14 protein-coding genes and 1 pseudogene are annotated in these 18,306 nt (G+C 72.4%); 7 read left to right on the top strand and 8 right to left on the bottom strand.

The features are described 5' to 3' along the window. The 3 genes from J7E88_RS06310 to J7E88_RS06300 all read right to left on the bottom strand — a co-directional run bounded on the left by J7E88_RS06310 (nt 1) and on the right by J7E88_RS06300 (nt 2,817). On the bottom strand, nt 1-921 hold the full coding sequence (locus J7E88_RS06310; RefSeq protein WP_215178230.1) for an LLM class F420-dependent oxidoreductase: 921 nt from the start codon (nt 919-921) through the stop codon (nt 1-3). A gap of 95 nt (nt 922-1,016) precedes the next feature. After that, on the bottom strand, nt 1,017-1,430 hold the full coding sequence (locus tag J7E88_RS06305) for a PaaI family thioesterase (RefSeq protein ID WP_215178229.1): 414 nt from the start codon (nt 1,428-1,430) through the stop codon (nt 1,017-1,019). 166 nt (nt 1,431-1,596) lie between these two features. Further along, entirely contained in the window at nt 1,597-2,817 is a 1,221-nt protein-coding gene (locus J7E88_RS06300; RefSeq protein ID WP_215178228.1) for an amidohydrolase family protein, read from the bottom strand. Nucleotides 2,818-3,000: 183 nt separating this feature from the next. Here J7E88_RS06300 and J7E88_RS06295 point away from each other — a divergent pair, with 183 nt between their 5' ends. The 3 genes from J7E88_RS06295 to J7E88_RS06285 all read left to right on the top strand — a co-directional run bounded on the left by J7E88_RS06295 (nt 3,001) and on the right by J7E88_RS06285 (nt 7,354). Then, nucleotides 3,001-3,810: a polysaccharide deacetylase family protein gene (locus J7E88_RS06295; protein ID WP_215178227.1), complete on the top strand. Its 810-nt coding sequence runs from the start codon at nt 3,001-3,003 to the stop codon at nt 3,808-3,810. A 124-nt stretch (nt 3,811-3,934) separates the two neighbouring features. After that, nucleotides 3,935-6,892 carry a BTAD domain-containing putative transcriptional regulator gene (locus J7E88_RS06290; protein WP_215178226.1) on the top strand — a complete coding sequence of 986 codons (2,958 nt, stop codon included), beginning with the start codon at nt 3,935-3,937 and terminating at the stop codon, nt 6,890-6,892. A 195-nt stretch (nt 6,893-7,087) separates the two neighbouring features. Further along, nucleotides 7,088-7,354 (top strand): hypothetical protein, encoded by a 267-nt coding sequence (locus tag J7E88_RS06285; RefSeq protein WP_215178225.1) that lies wholly within the window; start codon nt 7,088-7,090, stop codon nt 7,352-7,354. Between the two features lie 73 nt (nt 7,355-7,427). On the opposite strand, the gene J7E88_RS06280 is transcribed toward J7E88_RS06285, so the two are convergent. Then, nucleotides 7,428-9,005, bottom strand: coding sequence for a FadD3 family acyl-CoA ligase (locus J7E88_RS06280; protein WP_215178224.1), 1,578 nt, complete (start codon nt 9,003-9,005; stop codon nt 7,428-7,430). 60 nt (nt 9,006-9,065) lie between these two features. On the opposite strand from J7E88_RS06280, the gene J7E88_RS06275 reads away from it, so the two are divergent. From J7E88_RS06275 to J7E88_RS06265, 3 genes are read left to right on the top strand one after another with little or no spacing between them, the layout of a single operon-like run. After that, complete coding sequence (locus tag J7E88_RS06275) at nt 9,066-10,214, top strand: lipid-transfer protein (RefSeq protein WP_215178222.1); 1,149 nt, start codon at nt 9,066-9,068, stop codon at nt 10,212-10,214. A gap of 1 nt (nt 10,215) precedes the next feature. Then, complete coding sequence (locus tag J7E88_RS06270; RefSeq protein ID WP_215178220.1) at nt 10,216-10,638, top strand: Zn-ribbon domain-containing OB-fold protein; 423 nt, start codon at nt 10,216-10,218, stop codon at nt 10,636-10,638. After that, nucleotides 10,635-11,426, top strand: coding sequence for an enoyl-CoA hydratase/isomerase family protein (locus J7E88_RS06265; RefSeq protein WP_215178218.1), 792 nt, complete (start codon nt 10,635-10,637; stop codon nt 11,424-11,426). Before J7E88_RS06270 ends, J7E88_RS06265 begins: the two co-directional genes overlap by 4 nt. Nucleotides 11,427-11,491: 65 nt before the next feature. Here J7E88_RS06265 and J7E88_RS06260 read toward each other — a convergent pair whose 3' ends face one another. From J7E88_RS06260 to J7E88_RS06245, 4 genes and pseudogenes are all read right to left on the bottom strand, one after another. Continuing rightward, nucleotides 11,492-11,986: a hypothetical protein gene (locus J7E88_RS06260; protein ID WP_215178216.1), complete on the bottom strand. Its 495-nt coding sequence runs from the start codon at nt 11,984-11,986 to the stop codon at nt 11,492-11,494. A 111-nt stretch (nt 11,987-12,097) separates the two neighbouring features. Continuing rightward, nucleotides 12,098-12,697 carry a hypothetical protein gene (locus tag J7E88_RS06255; protein WP_251022239.1) on the bottom strand — a complete coding sequence of 200 codons (600 nt, stop codon included), beginning with the start codon at nt 12,695-12,697 and terminating at the stop codon, nt 12,098-12,100. A 566-nt stretch (nt 12,698-13,263) separates the two neighbouring features. Next, nucleotides 13,264-15,654 (bottom strand): PQQ-binding-like beta-propeller repeat protein, encoded by a 2,391-nt coding sequence (locus J7E88_RS06250; RefSeq protein ID WP_215178214.1) that lies wholly within the window; start codon nt 15,652-15,654, stop codon nt 13,264-13,266. Nucleotides 15,655-16,500: 846 nt separating this feature from the next. Continuing rightward, a pseudogene (locus J7E88_RS06245) lies at nt 16,501-17,292 on the bottom strand (VOC family protein); the annotation flags it as partial. A gap of 257 nt (nt 17,293-17,549) precedes the next feature. Between J7E88_RS06245 and J7E88_RS06240 the strand changes: the two are divergent. Then, a complete protein-coding gene (locus J7E88_RS06240; protein WP_215178213.1) occupies nt 17,550-18,197 on the top strand; it encodes a TetR family transcriptional regulator in 648 nt (215 codons plus the stop codon). Nucleotides 18,198-18,306: the final 109 nt, after the last annotated feature.

The following is an 18,306-nucleotide window of genomic DNA, read 5'->3' as shown; positions in this document are numbered from 1 at the left end:
TCATTCGAGGTGGGGGGCCACTTCGGCGGCGAACGCCGCCATCTGGTCCGTCAGTTCGGCCGCGCTCCGGCTGCGGAAGCGGACCTGGATCTGGTCCACGCCCGTCCCCGCGTACGCACGCAGCGAATCGGCGAGGGCCTGCGGCTTGCCGGTCAGGGTCCTGCGACCGGTGCGCCAGGCCGGTTCGCCGACGTAGAGCGGTTCGGTGATGGCGCCGATCACGAAGGGCGCCTCGATGCCGGCCCGCTCGCGCAGCGCCCTGATGCGGGCGATCTGCGCGGGCAGCCGGTCGCGCGGGTCGCCCTGCGGCAGCCAGCCGTCGCCCTTGAGAGCGGCACGGCGCACGGCGGCGGGCGAGGAGCCGCCGACCCAGAGCGGTATGCGCTCCTGGGCGGGCCGGGGCCGCTGCCCCAGCCCGGCGAACGAGAAGCGCTCCCCGGTGAACTCCGGGTACTCCCCCGGGCCGAGCGCGACCCTCAGCGCGTCGACCGTCTCGTCCAGCAGGGATCCGCGGTCGTCGAAGTCGACACCGAGCGCGTCGAACTCCTCCCGTACGTGCCCGGCGCCGACGCCGAGGACCAGCCGCCCGCCGGAGAGGTGGTCGAGGGTCGCGTACTGCTTGGCGGTCAGCAAGGGGTGGCGCAGGCCGACGACAGCGACATGACTGAGCAGACGGACCCGCTCCGTGGCGGCCGCGAGGAAGGACAGCGTGGCGACGGGGTCGTACCAGACGGTGGACATGGCGTCGGCGAGCCGGCGCGGGATCGCGACGTGGTCGCAGGTGGCGACGTACGCGAAGCCCGCCCGGTCGGCAGTGCGGGCGATCTCCGCGAGGTCGTCCGGGCCCGCCTCGGCCTCCCAGGGCTCCGCGTAGAGGCTGCTCTGCGACTGGACCGGAAGCTGCATCCCGTACACCACCATGGGGACTCCCTCGCACCTGACGGACCGTCATAAACTGCGTGGGGGTCATCGTCATCGCTGCGGCGGCAACAGGCAAGAGGCCCGCCGCCCGCACGTCAGCCCATCAGCGCGTACACCGTCGACGCCCGTGCCGCCGGCTCCTGCGCTCCCTCAGCAGTCATGGTGATGTCAGCGAACGCCATGCGCTTGCCGAGCTTGGTGATCCGCGCTTCGACGAGTACGTCGGCGCCGACGACGGCCCGCTGGAAGGTGGTGGACTGCTGGACCGTGGTCATGGGGACGAAGCCGCCGCGGGCGGACGACACGGCGATCACGGTCGCGGTGTCGGCGGCGGCCATCAGCGCCTGCCCGCTCAGCCCCCCGCCCTCCCGGGCCAGCAGGTCGGACCAGGGCAGCCGCAGTACGGCATGCAGCTCGCCCGCCTCCTGGACGGACAGCCCGAGTTGGAGGACCCAGGGTGCGAAGTTGTCGGCGAGGATCTTGTCGGCTTCGGCGATGGAGAGCGTCATGCCCCGATGGTGCCGGTCCGCAGCGCGTCCCGGTAGCGGCCCGGCCCGTGCGCGAAGGCCTCCCTGGTGGATACGGCCGTTCGACTGCCACGTCGACACCACCGGGTTCCAGGCGCCGGCCGAAGGCTGACGCCCGCCACGCGGCTCCCGTCGGCCCGGTCCGGGCTCACGCCCCCGGCCAGAGCCCGTCCTCCGTCAGGCCCAGCAGCTCGATGGCGTTGCCGCGCACGATGCGGTTCACCACTTCCGGTGGCAGGTGGCCCATCTGGGACTCGCCGACCTCCTTGGATTTCGGCCACGTCGAGTCCGAGTGCGGGTAGTCCGTCTCGTACAGCACGTTGCCCGCCCCGATCGCGTCGAGGTTGCGCAGGCCGAACGCATCGTCGAAGAAGCAGCCGTACACGTGCTCGGCGAACAGCTCGGAGGGCGGGCGCGTGACCTTGTCGGCGACGCCGCCCCAGGCGCGGTTCTCCTCCCAGACCACGTCGGCCCGTTCCAGGATGTAGGGGATCCAGCCGATCTGGCCCTCCGCGTACATGATCCGCAGGTTCGGGAAGCGCTCGAACTTGCCGCTCATCAGCCAGTCGACCATGGAGAAACAGCAGTTGGCGAAGGTGATCGTGGAGCCGACCGCGGGCGGCGCGTCCGCCGAGGTGGACGGCATACGGCTGGAGGAGCCGATGTGCATGGCGACGACCGTGCCGGTCTCGTCGCACGCCGCGAGGAAGGGGTCCCAGTCGTCGGTGTGGATCGAGGGCAGCCCGAGGTGCGGGGGTATCTCGGAGAAGGCGACGGCGCGCACGCCACGCGCCGCGTTGCGCCGCACCTCGTCGGCGGCGAGACGGGCGTCCCACAGCGGGACGAGGGTGAGCGGGATCAGCCGGCCGCGCGCCTCGGGGCCGCACCACTCCTCCACCATCCAGTCGTTGTACGCCCGCACCCCCAGCAGCCCGAGCTCGCGGTCGGCGGCCTCGGTGAAGGTCTGGCCGCAGAAACGGGGGAAGGTGGGGAAGCAGAGCGCCGACTGGACGTGGTTGACGTCCATGTCGGCGAGCCGGTCCGGGACGCCGTACGAACCGGGCCGCATCTGCTCGTACGTGATGATCTCCAGCCGGATCTCGTCGCGGTCGCAGCCGACGGCGGTGTCGAGCCGGGTCAGGGGCCGGTGCAGGTCCTCGTACACCCACCAGTCGCCGATGGGGCCTTCGTCGCCGGGCGTCCCCATGACCGGGGAGAACTTTCCGCCGAGGAAGGTCATCTCCTTCAGCGGGGCCCGGACGATGCGCGGGCCGATGTCGCGGTACTTCGACGGGAGCCGGTCCCGCCAGACATTGGGGGGCTCCACCGTGTGATCGTCCACCGAGATGATCTTGGGGAAGGTCTCCATGGATTCACCGTAGCGCCGATCTGACGACTCGTCAGCAACTCCGCACGACCCTCGCTGAGGGTCAGCTATACACCACGCGTATACATGGTGTGTATAGTGCGAGCCGCAGGCAGGCTCGGACCACACGGCAGACCAGCGGCACACCGCCGCACGCCGCGACCACCACGCAGGGGGAACCTCGTCATGCCCGTCAAGACGCACATACGCAGGCCGCGGGTTGTCTCCGCGCTCGCCGCCGTCTCACTCGCCCTCGTCCTCGGCGGCTGCTCGATGGACACCACCGCACCGGCCGACGCCCGCGCGGACGCCCGCGACAACGCCTCCTCGCAGGGCGCCACGTCAGGGGGCGGCAGCGGCAAGGGCGTCGGGGCCGGGCCGGCCGTGGACTGCGAGAAGGCCAAGTGCATCGCCCTCACCTTCGACGCGGGCCCCGGCAAGGACACTCCGCGGCTGCTGGACATCCTCAAGAAGGAGAAGGTCCACGCCACCTTCTTCCTCCTCGGCAAGAACCACGTGCTCAAGCACCCGGACGTGGTACGCCGCCTCGCCGCCGAGGGCCACGAGGTCGCCAACCACACCTGGACCCACCGGCGGCTCGACGAGCTCAGCAAGGACGAGATACGCGACGAACTGGGCCGCACCCAGGACGCCATAGCCGACATCACCGGCACGAAGCCCACACTGATGCGTCCGCCCCAGGGCCGTGTCAACGACGACGTGACCGCCGTCAGCAAGGAGCTCGGCCTCTCCCAGATCCTGTGGAGCGCCACCGCCAAGGACTACTCGACCACCGACTCCGCGCTCATCGAGAAGCGCATACTCGACCAGGCCGGACGCGACGGCATCATCCTGCTCCACGACATCTACGACGGAACCGTCCCCGCCGTCCCCGGCATCATCGCGGAGCTGAAGAAGCGCGGTTACACCTTCGTCACGGTCCCCGAACTCCTCGCACCCGCCGAGCCGGAGCCCGGAACGGTCTATCGTCCCTGATCAGGGTTGGGACGAGGCTCACACGGGCAGGCGGGAGACCGAGGTGCCCCGCTGCTGACGGGGCCGCCCCCTTCAGGGCAGACTGTCGAGGGCGATTTCCGGCAGTACGGGCAGGGGGCAGCCAATGGACCGTGACAGCGGGCCACGCGTACCGAATCAGCGCGCTCCGCTGCACAGCGGCAGCGCAAACGACGCGGCCCAGCTTCACTTCAGCGTGCTCGGACCGGTACGGGTCAGGCGTGGCGCCCAGACCCTGCCGCCCGGCTCGCCGCAGCAACGCGCCCTGCTGGCCGCGCTGTTGCTGCGCGATGGACGGACCGCGACGGCGGCCCAGCTGATCGACGCGATCTGGGGCGATGAACCGCCCTCGCAGGCGCTCGCCGCCGTCCGTACGTATGCCTCCAGGCTGCGCAAGTCCCTGCCCGCCGACGCGCTGGTGAGCGAGTCCGGGGGTTACGCCCTGCGGGTCGGGCGCGACGCCCTCGACCTCGCCGTGGCGCAGGAACTCGCCGTGGAGGCGGACAAGGCCCGCGCGGGCGGCGACCGTTGCCAGGCACGCACTCTGATCAACAAGTCGCTCGGACTCTGGGACGGCGAACCGCTGGCCAACGTCCCCGGGCCGTACGCGGAGAACGAGCGCGCCCGGCTGGAGGAGTGGCGTCTGCAACTGCTCGAGACCCGCCTCGACCTGGACCTGGAGGTCGGCTGCCACGCAGAGGCCGTCTCGGAGCTGACCGCGCTCACCGCCGCGCACCCGCTGCGCGAGCGGCTGCGGGAGCTGCTGATGCTCGCGCTGTACCGCAGCGGCCGCCAGGCGGAGGCGCTGGCCGTCTACGCCGACACCCGGCGCCTGCTCGCCGACGAACTGGGCGTCGACCCGCGGCCCGAGCTGGCGCGTCTGCAACAGCGCATCCTGGAGGCGGACGCGGAGCTGGCCAGGCCGGTCGAGGAGCCGTCGCCCGTTCCGCAGGTCACACGGCCCGCGCAACTGCCCGCGACGGTGCCGGACTTCACCGGGCGAGCCTCCTTCGTGCGGGAGCTCGGCGACCAACTGGCCGCTGCCGAGGGGTCGGTGATGGCCGTCTCCGCCCTCGCGGGCATCGGGGGCGTCGGCAAGACGACACTGGCGGTGCACGTCGCCCACCAGGCGCGCAGGCATTTCCCGGACGGTCAGCTGTACGTGGACCTCCAGGGCGCGGGGAACAGGGCTGCCGAACCGGAGACGGTGCTCGGCGCGTTCCTGCGCGCTCTGGGCACAGCGGACTCCGCGATCCCGGACACGCTGGACGAGCGGGCCGCGCTGTACCGCTCGGCGCTGGACGGACGCCGGGTGCTGGTCCTGCTGGACAACGCGCGCGACGCCGCCCAGATCCGGCCCCTCCTGCCCGGCACGGCCGGGTGCGCGGCGCTGATCACCAGCCGGGTGCGCATGGTGGACCTCGCGGGCGCGCACCTGGTCGACCTGGACGTGATGTCACCGGAGGAAGCGCTCCAGCTCTTCACGCGGATCGTGGGCGAGGAGCGAGTGCGTGCGGAGCGGGAGGCGGCGCTGGACGTCGTGGCGGCGTGCGGGTTCCTGCCGCTGGCCATCCGTATCGCGGCGTCCCGCCTCGCCGCGCGCCGCACCTGGACCGTCTCCGTCCTCGCGGCCAAGCTCGCGGACGAGCGCCGCAGGCTGGACGAACTCCAGGCGGGCGACCTGGCGGTGAAGGCCACGTTCGAACTGGGCTACGGCCAGCTGGAGCCGGCCCAGGCCCGCGCCTTCCGCCTACTGGGCCTGGCGGACGGCCCGGACATGTCGCTGGCGGCTGCCGCGGCGGTGCTGGCGCTCCCCCTCCACGAGACGGAGGACCTGCTGGAGGCCCTGGTCGACACGTCCCTGCTGGAGTCGGCGGCCCCGGGCAGGTACCGCTACCACGACCTGGTGCGGCTCTACGCGCGTGCATGCGCCGAGAGGGACGAACAGCCCCCGCAGGAGCGCGCGGCGGCGCTGTCGCGGCTGCTGGACTTCTACCTGGGGACGGCGGCGCGGGTGTTCGCCATCGAGCGCCCGGGGGACCGGTTGGTGGCCCACCTGGAGCCGACGGGGGACGCGGGGCTGTCGTTCACCGAGCGCCAGGAAGCTCTCGACTGGCTCTACGCCGAGGCGAATTGCCTCCTGGCGTGCGCACGGCAGGCCACGCACGGCGTGGGGCTCCGTCGAGCGGTGGACCTGCTCTGGGCGGCCAAGGACCTCGCCGAATCCGGCGCGAATGCGAAGCAGTACGAGTCGGCTGCGCTCGCCGCCCGGGACGCCGCGCGCGCCGCCGGGGATGCCCTCGCGGAGGGACGGGCCAGGACCACCCTCGCCAACTCGCACCTGGTCGCGGGCCGGTACAAGGACGCCGACGACGAGGCGCGCAGCGCCCGGCTGCTGGCGGTCTCGTCCGGCGACACCGCACCCGTCTCCTGGTCGGACAACGACCGCGGAATCATCGCCTTCACCCAGGCCCGCTACGAGGACGCGGAACAACACCTCCTCAAGGCCGTCGAGGGCTACCGGGCCGACGACAACCTGCCCGGGGCGGCGACCGCGCTGTGCAACCTCTCCCGGGTGCACCTGCTGCTCGGCCGCACGGCCAGCGCCATAGACCTCGCGCAGCAGGGCATCGCCATCTACGACGCGATGGGTCTCACCGTGCGGCTGGCCAACGGCATGTACGCACTCGGAGTCGCACTCACGCACGCGGGCCGTCACACCGAGGCCCTGGAGCAGTTCTCGGAAGCCCTGGACATCTTCGCCAGCGATCGGCAGCGGCTGTGGGAAGGGACAACCCACTTCCGCATCGCGGATTCCTACTTGCGGATACTCAAGCCGGCCACCGCCGCGCAGCACGCAGAACAGGCCCTCGCAAGCGGTTGCATCGGCGGCGACCGGATGCGGGGCAACGTCCTGACGACGTTGGGCCGGGCCCTTGCTGCCCTCGGCCAGACGGACCGCGCCCGCGCGTGCTGGCGAGAGGCGCTCACGGTCTACGAGCTCGTGGGAGCCGATGAGGCGGAGCAGGTCCGGGCACTGCTGTCACCTCTCGCAGCAGCCTGACAAAAGTCCCCTCCTGCGCGTTCAGCGTTTGTTTATGCTCGTCCGACATAGTCAACGGCAGTCGATCCGTCGCGTCGGGGGGCAGACGGATCACCGGGACCGAAAGGTCCACTGGCCTTCCGTCCGGCGGCCCTCGGGGGAGTCTCCGGGCGGAAGGCGCCTTCTGACATCAGCACGATCCCATGGGGGACAGCAATGAGCACGAACGAGCAGAAGCGCGAAGAGATCACGACGATGGACAACCACATCCCCGCGCCGCCGCGGGACGGGGCCTTCACCACGATGGACAACCACATCCCCGCGCCCCCGCGGGACGGGGCCTTCACCACGATGGACAACCACATCCCCGCGCCGCCGCAGGACGACACCATCAGCACGATGGACAACCACATCCCCACGCCGCCGCAGGACGGGGCCATCATCACGATGGACAACCACATCCCGGCGCCCCCGCGGGACTGAGCCACCCACGACGGGGAACGGCCGCGGCGGCGCGGAGGGGGAGCCGCCGCGGCCGTGGCATGTCCGGGCTCCCTCACTTCCCGTGCCGCACCCGCAGCTCCCCCTTCACCACCTTCCCGCTCGCGTTGCGCGGCAGTTCCGGCACGAACTCCACCTGCCGCGGGACCTTGTAGTTCGCCATCGCACGGCGTGACCAGGCGATCAGGTCGTCCGCCGTCAGCGTCGCGCCGGGGCGGCGGACCGCGTACGCCTTGCCGACCTCGCCGAGGCGGGCGTCGGGGACGCCGATGACCGCGACGTCGGCGATGTCGGGATGCAGGCCGAGCAGTTGCTCGATCTCGGCCGGGTAGGCGTTGAAGCCGCCGACGATGTACATGTCCTTGATCCGGTCCGTGATGCGCAGGTTGCCCGCGGGGTCGAGGACGCCCACGTCTCCCGTGCGGAGCCAGCCGTCCGGGGTGACGGCGCGGGACGTTCCGGCCGGGTCCTCGAAGTAGCCGCGCATCACGTTGTGTCCGCGGATCAGGACCTCGCCCGGCTCGCCCGGGGCGGCCGCGACGCGGATCTCCGTGCCGGGGATCGCGCGGCCCGAGGTCGTGGCGATCACCGACGGGTCGTCCCCACGGCGGCACATCGTGACGATGCCGCTCGCCTCCGACAGGCCGTAGGCGGTGAGGACCGTGTCGATGCCGAGTTCGCCACGGAGGCGTTCCACGAGGCGGAGAGGGACGACTGCCGCGCCGGTGACGACGAGGCGGAGGGCGGACAGGTCGTACGTCTCCCGGGCGGGATGGTCGAGCAGCGACTGGTGCAGGGTCGGCGGTCCGGGCAGGACCGAGATCCGTTCGGCGGCGATGTTGGCGAGGACCGTGTCCGCGGTGAAGACGGGCTGGGGCACCATCGTCGCGCCGCGGGTGAGGCAGGCGATGATGCCCGCCTTGTAGCCGAAGGTGTGGAAGAACGGGTTCACGATCAGGTAGCGGTCGCCCTCGCGCAGGCCGGCGAGTTCGCTCCACAAGTCGTAGCAGCGCAGGGTCTGGGCGTGGGTGATGACCGCGCCCTTGGGGCGGCCGGTGGTGCCCGAGGTGTAGATGATGTCGGAGGGGTCGGCGGGGGTGAGCGAGGCCGCGCGGGCGCGGACCTCGGCACCGGTCACCGTGTCGCCACCGGCGAGGAAGTCCTTCCAGGTGCGGTAGCGGAGATCGTCCGGCGCGCTGTCGGCGAACACCACGACCTGTTCCAGGGCGGGCAGTTCCACGTCCGCGCGCCGCAGGGAGGCGACGTAGGAGGTGCCGAGGAAGGTGCCGGTGACGAACAGGAGCCGGGCGCCGGAGCGCTGGAGCACGCCGGCGGCCTCCCTGCCCTTGAAGCGGGTGTTGAGCGGTACGAGGACGGCGCCCGCGGTGACCGCGCCCAGAGCGGAGACGATCCAGTCGAGGGTGTTGGGCGCCCAGATGGCGACCCGGTCTCCCTTGACGACGCCCGCGGCCATGCAGGCGGCGGCCGCGCGTTCGACGCGCTCGCCCAGCTCGGCGTAAGGGATCCGGCTGCGGCCCTCGACGACCGCCTCCCGCTGTCCGTACCGCTCGGCGGCCGCACGCACCAGCTCAGGGACGGTTCCCCACTCCACGTCGCCCTGTCGTCGCCCCATCGCACGCCCCTCCCGGCCGAGTTGCTGACGGTACGTCAGATTAGCTGTACGCTCCCCCGCATGGCGACCCTCAAGGACCGGGCAGTCATCGCCGGCATCGGACAGACCGACTTCGCCAAGCGCCTCCCCGATTCGGAGAAGACCCTGGCCTGCCGGGCGGTACTCGCCGCCCTCGACGATGCGGGCATCGCCCCTGCCGAGGTCGACGCCTTCGCCGCGTACACGATGGAGGAGACGGACGAGGTCGAGGTGGCGAAGGCCATCGGCGCCGGGGACGTCACCTTCTTCAGCCGGGTGGGCTTCGGCGGCGGCGGCTCCTGCGCCACCGTCGCCCATCTCGCCGCCGCGATCGCCACCGGCCAGGCGAGCGTAGGCGTCGCCTGGCGGTCGCGGAAGCGCGGCAGCGGCCCCCGGCCCTGGAAGAACACCGGCACACAGCTGCCGACCCCCGCCCAGTGGACGCGCCCCTTCGGACTGCTGCGGCCCGCCGACGAGATCGGCATGCTCGCCCGCCGCTACATGCACCAGTACGGCGCGACCCGCGACCACTTCTTCAACGTCGCCCTCGCCTGCCGCAACCGGGCCAACCAGAACCCGGCCGCGATCATGTACGACCGGCCGCTGACCCGCGAGATGTACATGACGGCCCGGTGGATCAGCGAACCCTTGTGCCTGTTCGACAACTGCCTTGAGACGGACGGGGCCCTGGCCTGCGTCGTCGTCGGAGCCGAGCGCGCACGCGACTGCCGGCGCCGACCGGTGTACGTCCACTCCGTCGCCCAGGGCCTGCCCGCCCAGCACCACGGGATGGTCAACTACTGGAACGAGGACCCGCTCACCGGACCGGCCTGGACCGCGGCCCGACAGCTGTGGAAACAGGCCGACTTCGGCCCCGGCGACATTCACGTGGCCCAGATCTACGACGCGTTCACGCCGCTGATCCCTCTCTCGCTGGAGGGCTACGGCTTCTGCGGTCGGGGCGAGGGCGCGGCGTTCACCGAGGGCGGTGCGCTGGAGATCGGGGGCAGACTGCCGGTCAACACCGGCGGCGGCGGGCTGAGCGAGGCGTACGTGCACGGCTTCAACCTGATCAACGAGGGTGTGAAGCAGCTGCGGGGCACATCGACCGCGCAGGTGGCGGGCGCGACGACGTGCCTGGTCACGGCGGGCGAGGGCGTGCCCACATCGGCCCTTCTGCTGAGGAGTTGAGATGCTCGCACCAGTGGTCGACGACGACGGCGCCCGCTTTTGGGAGTACGCCGCCCGCGGGGAGCTGCGCGTCCAGTCCTGTGCCCGCCCCACCTGCGGCGAGCTGCGTTTCCCGCCCCGCCCGTGCTGCCCGCACTGCGGCTCCTTCGACAGCGAGTGGCGGCCGGTGTCCGGCCACGGCCGGATCTGGTCCTTCGTGGTCCCCCACCCGCCGCTCCTGCCCGACTACGCCGACCAGGCCCCGTACAACGTGGTCCTCGTCGAGCTGTGCGACGCGCCCCGCATCCGCCTCGTCGGCAACGTCGTCGCCTCGCCGGACGCGCGGCTGGACTCCGTGGACCCGGGGCGGCTGCGCATCGGGGCCGCCGTCAGCGTGGCGTTCGACCGCACGGGCGTCCCCCGCTGGCTGCTGGAGCGGCCGTGAACGTCCGGGCGGAGACCGACCGGGACGCGGGGGTGGCGCTCGTGACTCTCGACCGGCCCGCGAAGCACAATGCGATCGACCTCGCCATGGCCGGTGAACTGGCCGCTGTCTGGCAGCGGTTCCGGTTCGACGACACGGTGCGCGCGGCGGTCGTGACGGGTGCGGGGACCGCGGCGTTCTGCACGGGCATCGACCGTACGGCCGAGGTGCCGCAGCCCTCGTCCCCGTACTCCGTGGACGACCCGCTGCTGCGGATCGGCCCGAAGGCCAACGACCTGTGGAAACCGGTCGTCGCCGCGGTGGAGGGCATGGCCTGCGGCGGGGCGTTCTACCTGCTCGGCGAGAGCGAGTTCGTGGTGGCGTCGCGGCAGGCGACGTTCTTCGATCCGCATACGACGTACGGGATGGTCAGCGCTTACGAGTCGGCGTACACGGCACTGCGGATGCCGCCGGGCGAGGCGGCGCGGATGGCGCTGATGGGCACGGCGGAGCGGCTGTCGGCCCGGCGCGCGTACGAAACGGGGCTGGTCTCGGAGCTGACCGAGCCGGGCGGGGCCGTGGCGGCGGCGCTGCGGGCCGCCGCGGTGATCGCCTCGTACCCGACCGACGCGGTGCAGGGGACCGTGCGCGCGCTGTGGGCGGCGACGGAGTCCGCACGCGCGAGGGCGCTGGCCCTTGCCCCGCACCTGGTCGTGCTCGGGAACCTGCCACCGGAGCGGCAGGCCGAGCTCTTCACGGACGGGCGGGGCAGGGGCGAGCGGGGCAAGGGCGGTTTCACACTGCGCTGAGGGAGCCCGGTTCAGCGGCCCGGTTCAGCAACCCGGTTTCCACGGCCCGGCTCAACGGCCCGGTTTCAGCTGCGGGAGGCGCGGGAGACCTCGCACTTGGTGTACTCGGAGCCGTCGCCGGAGCCGGCGTACGGGGTGGTGAGCACGGCGCTCTCGGAGGCGCCCGCGGCAACGGCGATCGCCGTCTTGGTCGCGGAGGCCGGGACGACGGAGCTGCCCGTGGCGCCCACGAACTTCATGGTGACGTCGTAGTCGTAGTCCAGCGCGCCACTGTTCGTGACGGTGATCCTTGCCGTGAGGTTCTTGGTCGCGGTGTCGTACTTGCACTCGTCGATGGTGACGTCGCGCGCGGCCTTGTCGGCGCTGGAGCCGCCGCCGGGCAGCGAACCGCCGCCGGTGCTGCTGGAGCTGTCGTCGTCGCGGTGGCCACTGCCGCCGGAGCTGGAGCTGCTGGAGCTGCTGCTGTTGTCGCAGCCGCCGCCGCTGGAGCCGCGGGCCCCGGTGAGAGCGACGAGCGCGATTCCGAAGACGGCGAGCGCGCGGACATGACGGATCTTCACGTTTCAACCCCCGTTGAAAGTGTCGGCAGATGGGCTCGTTGACGAGCGCACGTCACCCTAGCAGCGCGCGGAGCACCGCTCGTCCCACCGCATCCGCCGCGGACGACCGCCTCAGCGCTCGTCCTGCCGGGGCGGTGCGGGAAGCGTCGGCGGGCCGTCCCTACCGTGCCCGTCGTCGTAGGGGCTGGGCGGGTAAGAGCTGTTGCCACGGTAGGGAACGGGTCCGGTGGCGTCGGGTCCGTACGGCCCCCAGTCCTCCTGCGGAGGGGCGTGGACCTCCTCGTCGTACGCCTCCTCGCGCCGACGGCCGCTCATCACGACGGCGGCGACGAGCAGCAGGACGCCGCCTCCCGCGGCGAGTGCGACGCCTGTGCCGAGGCCGGCTCCGTCGCCACCGACGGTCAGACTGCCCGCCGCCTGGCCCTGGCGGACCATCCACAGGACGGTGAAGCCGAGCACGATAAGGCCGGACAGGGTGACGAGCAGGCGGGAGCGCATAAGGACGCCGAGCAGCGTGATGAGCGCGCCGAAGGCGAGCGGCAGCAGGATCGACGAGACGAGCGGGCCGTCGGTGCCGCTGATGCCGTTGAAGAGGTCCTGGACGCGGTAGTCGCGTCCGTGACGGCCGTCGTACCAGTCACGGAAGGGGCTCCATACGGCGGCCGTCGCCCCTGCGAGAGCGAGGACCGACCCGATGACGTTGCGGATCATCGCCGGCCTCCTTGTGTCAGCCGCTCCGGCCATGACCGCTCTCGGTCATGACGCTACGCCCGCCGCGAGTACCCCGCCATGCGGCACCCATGCGCCCCGGCCCGGCGCAAGGCGCGTGGAGGCGCGGCATCCGCATGCGGTGCAAGGCGCGTGGAGGCGCGGCGTCCGCGGTGCGGCGCAGGCCGGGGATACGGGGCTGCATTCACGGCTCCGGCCGGTGGCGGGCGCGCTTCGGGCCACACGTCCCGGACACGCGGCCGCGGCCGGGCGCGCCCGGAGCCGGATGTCATGCGGAGGCTCTGGGAGTGTCCGCACGGCATCGCCGTCCGCCGCAGGGCGGGTGCGCGCGATGCCCGGCGCTGGGGGACCTCCGTGCCGAAGGGCTGCGGGGGAGCGCAAGGCGGCCAAAGGCCCTCGTAGCGGAGCTACTCGGCTTCGGCCAACGCAGTGTGGGGGCGCCTCCCGTGCCCGGCCAGGGCTACGGGGTGGGGGCACCTCCCACGCCGGAGGCCGTGGGGGGAGCGTGCAGGGCGTCGCGGGCCGGGCGAGGGTCTGCGGGACACCACCTAGCGTGTGGCGCGGCCCGTCGCCGTGCCCTTGGCCGCGTCGAGTGCGTAGACGCAGCGGTCCCTGCTGCACGCGTACACGACGCCGTTCTGGGCGACCGGCGACCCGGTGATCTCGCCGCCGGTGGCCAGCTTCCAACGGAGTTGGCCGCCGCTCGCGTCCAGGGTGTACAGCACATGGTCGGCCGAGCCGAAGTGCACACGGCCGTCCGCGACGACCGGCGTGCCGACGACCTCGCCGCCCGCCGCGAACCGCCACATCGGTGTCCCGGTGACGGCGTCGAGGGTGTAGAGCGCGCTGCCGCTGCCGACGTGGATGTTGCCGGCCGCGACGAGCACGGGCTCGATGGACTGGCGGGGCTCGGTGGCGATGCGCCAGCGGTCCTTGCCGGTGGTGGCGTCCAGTGCGTACACCGTGCCGAGGTAGTCGGCCAGGTACACGCCGCCGCCGGTCACGGCGGGCCCGGGCGCGAACGCCGGCGGGGAGAGGAAGACGGCGGGCGCCTCGAAGTGCCAGCGCACCAGGCCGGAGGTGACCTCGATGGCGAGGACCCGCGTGCCGGCGCAGACATAGACGTAGCCGTCGGGCGCCGGCTGTACGCGCACGGGCACACTGCCGCACGACGCGTCGTCACCCACCGGGTACGACCAGCGCTCGTCACCGGTACGGGCCTCCAGGGCCCGCAGCCGGGCGTCCTTCCACACGTACACGGTGTCGCCGAAGATCGCGGGCCCCGCCTCGGGGGTCTCGAAGTCGGTCTGGGCGCCGGTGGTCTCCCACAGCTTCTCGCCGTTGGACGCCTCCCACGCCTGGACGCCGCCACCGCGGGTGCCGGTGAGCACGGTGCCGCGGTCGGCCTTCAGGGAGTACACCCAGGCGTCGGTCTGCAGCCGCCAGCGTTCGCCGCCGCTCGCGGCGTCGAGCGCGTACAGCGTGGGCCCGTCGGAGGCATGGATACGGCCCCCCGCCACGGCCATGGACCAGGCGACGTCACGGGTCTTGAACTGGCGGCGGCCGGTGCCGACGTCGAGTGCGTGGACCTCGAAGGAGGTGACGTACAACAGGTCGCCGGAGACGACGGGCGTCCCCCACACATCGTTCGACATGCGAAAACGCCAGGGACGCCAGTGCCCGGGCCCGTTCTCCTGCGGCGGCGCGGGCGCGGGCACCGGTGCGGATACGGCGCTGGTCGCGGCCTCGGCGCCGTTCAGCCCACCCGGCGGGCGGATCCAGCCCGTGGCGGGGCCCGCGTCGGCGACCGGCGCGTGCCCGGCGCCGACGGCGCGCAGCCCCGGCCCGATGGGCACGGCGGCGCCTGCCAGCCGTACGGGTCCGCCGCCGGAGTGGGCGGGGACCTGGCCGGAGCGTGGGTCGCCGGCACCGTGCCAGGCCGGTTCGCGGTCGGGAGCGGGCGGTGCCGGGGGCGGCGGGGGTGCCTGGTGAACGGGGGCGGGACGGGAGGGCTCGGCCGGGCGGGCGGCGGGGGCCGGAGCGCGCCCGCCGCCGCGGCGGGCCTCGATCATCGCGGTGGCACGGCCGGGCAGCCACGCGGAGGCCGTGCCGCTGTCGTCGCCGCCGGAGGAGAACAGATGCGGGGCGAGCTGGGCCTGAAGATCCTCGGGCGTTGGCCGCCGGGCCGCTTCCATCTGCATGCAGGAATCGATCAGCGGGCGCAGCTCGTCCGGCAGGCCCTCCAGGTCGGGCCCTTCGCGCAGCAGCATGAAGACGGTCTCGACCGGGTTCGCACCGTGGAAGGGGGCGTGGCCAGTGGCGGCGAAGACGAGGGTGGAGCCGAGGGAGAACACGTCGCTGGCACCCGTGACGCTGCGCGAGTCGCGGGCCTGCTCGGGCGACATGTAGGCGGGCGTGCCGACGGCGACGTTGGTCATGGTCAGGCGGGTGTTGGAGACGCCGGACGCGATACCGAAGTCGATGACGCGGGGGCCGTCCTCGACGACGAGCACGTTGGAGGGCTTGAGGTCGCGGTGGACCAGGCCCGCACCGTGGATGGACTGGAGGGCCTCGGCGATGCCCGCGGCGAGCCAGCGCACGGCCTGGGCCGGCAGCGGCCCGCACTCGTTGACGATCTCCTCGAGCGAGGGCGCGGGTACGTAGGCGGTGGCGAGCCACGGCACGGCGGCGCGCGGGTCGGCGTCGACGACGGCGGCCGTGTAGAAGCCGCTGACCGCGCGGGCGGCCTCCACCTCGCGCGTGAAACGGACGCGGAACAGCTGGTCCTCGGCGAGCTCGGTGCGCACGGTCTTGATCGCGACCCGGCGGCCGGACGCCGACCGGGCGAGATAGACCAGTCCCATGCCGCCGGCACCGAGCCGGCCCAGCACCTCGAACGGACCGATCCGTCTCGGGTCGTGCTGCGTCAGCTGCTCCATACTTGCGTGCCACCTCCCCGTACGGGCTCCGTCGAAAGGGAGCCCGTCATCTACAGCCCCGTGCAGGGTCTCACCATTGAGCCCGTCTGCGGTGAGCACCCTGATTCTTCCTGTCCGGGGCGGCGGTTGCGAACCCGGGGGCGGATCGGGGTGTCTCACCCCGTTTCGGACACGTCGGCGGGCGCAACCGGCCCGCACTCGGTGGGGACGCGGACCGGCCGCCCCTGGTTGCTCACCGTCCAGCGGCGGAACGACGCCCTGCTGCCTCGTTCAGGCGCCTGCCGCCCCGCCCCGGCTCCCGGCGGACGACCCGGCCCACCGGACCTGCCGTCCGCACCCGGCCCACCGGGCCTGCCGTCCGCACCGGGCCTGCGGGCCTGCCGGGCCTGCCGCCGGATCCGGCTCCGGCTCGACCCGTACCGCAGGGGGACGCTAAGAATCGTCGGGTTCCGGCTCCGACTCCGGCTCCTCGGAAGTGGACCGCGTTTCCGGGGCAGGCACCGGCCCAGGCCCGGGCTTCGACGTCGGACGCGGCTCCGGAGCCGACCGCGCCGGCGTCTCCGGCCCGGAAGCGGGCCGCGCCCCGGTCTCGTGGACCTCCGGCCCCGGCTCGTCACCGGCCCGCTCGGGAGCCGGTCCGCGGGCACGGCCGAACTCGGCCTCGGGGTGCAGCTCGGGGTCGAGCCGCGGCCCCGGGTCGATGCCCGGCTCCGGCGCGGGGCGGGCCAGCGGTCCTTCGTCCTGCCCGGGCACCGGCGGCCCCTCCGGCGCGCCCGCCCCCGTCTCGGCGGACTCCGCTCCTGTCCCGGCGGACGCCCGACCCGGCGCCTCCCGTTCCGCCCTGGCCTCCGCCAGCACGGCGAAGGTCGCGCCCTGGTCATCGGTGAGGACCGCGATCCGGCCGTACGGAATGTCGAACGGCGCCGTCCGCACCCGGCCGCCGAGCCGGGCCACGGTCTCGGCCGCCGCGTCGCAGTCCTGGACGCAGAAGTAGACGAGGAAGTGGCCGGGCATCTCCGCCGGAAGGGAGTCGGTGATCACGCTGCGGCCGCCGACGGCGGTGCTCTCTCCCGGTTCCGTGCCCGCGGGAGACCACATGCGGAAGTCGCTGGAGGTGATGCCGGGCAGGTCGGTGCCCTGGAAGCCGAAGACTCCTTCGTAGAAGGCGTCGACGCGCTCCTTGTCGCGCGTGTAGACCTCCGTCCAGCAGAACGAGCCGGGCTCGCCCTGCTTCTCGAAGCCCGTGCGCTCCCCCGCCTGCCACAGTCCGAAGACCGCGCCGCCCGGATCCGCCACGACCGCGGCCGTGCCCGCCGGGCCCACCGGCAGCGGGTCGTTGATCACCTGTCCGCCGGCCGCGGCGATGCGGCGGGCGAGCGCGGCGGCATCGGGGGTGGCCAGGTACACGCCCCAGACCGTGGGCATACGGCCGTCTCGCTTGGGGGTGAGGGCGGCGACGAGGCGGCCGCCGCTGTAGGCGTCGGCATACCGGCCGCGGGAGCCGCCGCCGGGGAGCGGGGCACCGCCGCCCTCGGCGAAGGTCCAGCCGAAGAGCTCGCCGTAGAAGCGCTTGCCGGCCTCGACGTCGGGAAGGGAAGCGTCCACCCAGCAGGGCGTGCCCTCGGTGAATACGGCCATGGACGTGATTCCTTCCGTGTGGTGCCCGTCACATCAAGCTAACGTCGCAGGACGCGGGGCGCGCGGAATGAAATCGAACAATTGAACAGAAGGTGGGACATCGGGGGTGTCCGGTGACCGTGCGCGACGGGCCGCCTCGATGAGTTGTCCACCGAAGTTGTCCACAGGCTGTTGATAACACTATTGCCGTCGCACGCCCCCACCCCATTTGCAGTCGGCCGAATCGCGCGCCGATCACCCCTCGGTAAGCTGACGGCATGACAGGACAAGTACGCACCGTCGACGGCCGCGTGGCCGGACGACGCGGTCAGGCGACGCGGCAGAAGCTGCTCGACTGCCTCAGCGAGATGCTCAGCTCCTCGCCGTACCGGGACGTCAAGGTCATCGACGTGGCCCGGAAAGCGGGCACTTCACCCGCCACGTTCTACCAGTACTTCCCCGACGTGGAAGGCGCCGTCCTCGAGATCGCCGAGGAAATGGCCAAGGAAGGCGCTTCGTTGACCGAGCTGGTCTCCGGGCGCTCCTGGGTCGGCAAGGCGGGCTGGCAGACCGCGGAGCAACTGGTCGAGGGTTTCCTGGACTTCTGGCGCCGCAACGACGCCATCCTGCGCGTCGTCGACCTCGGCGCGGCGGAGGGCGACAAGCGGTTCTACAAGATCCGCATGAAGATCCTCAACTCCGTCACCAACTCCCTCACCGACGCGGTGCAGGAGCTCCAGTCCAAGGGCAAGGTCGACAAGGACGTGAGTCCCGCCGCCATGGCCGGATCGCTCGTGGCCATGCTCGCCGCGGTCGCCTCGCACCAGAAGGGCTTCACCACCTGGGGGGTGAAGCAGGCCGAACTGAAGCCGAATCTCGCGCTGTTGGTGCACCTGGGCATCACCGGCAAGAAGCCGACGAAGTAGCGTCACCCCAACAGCACCCGAAGTCCTGTCACGCCGACGGCGGTCACCCATGAGGTGACCGCCGTCGTTCGTCTTCCCCGTTTCGTTTCCCCCCGCCCCCCGCCCCCGC

Source organism: Streptomyces sp. ISL-10 (assembly GCF_018614575.1).
Taxonomy (GTDB): Bacteria; Actinomycetota; Actinomycetes; order Streptomycetales; family Streptomycetaceae; genus Streptomyces.
Note: the sequence above shows the minus strand (reverse complement) of the source record. Positions and strands in the feature narration are given on the sequence as shown.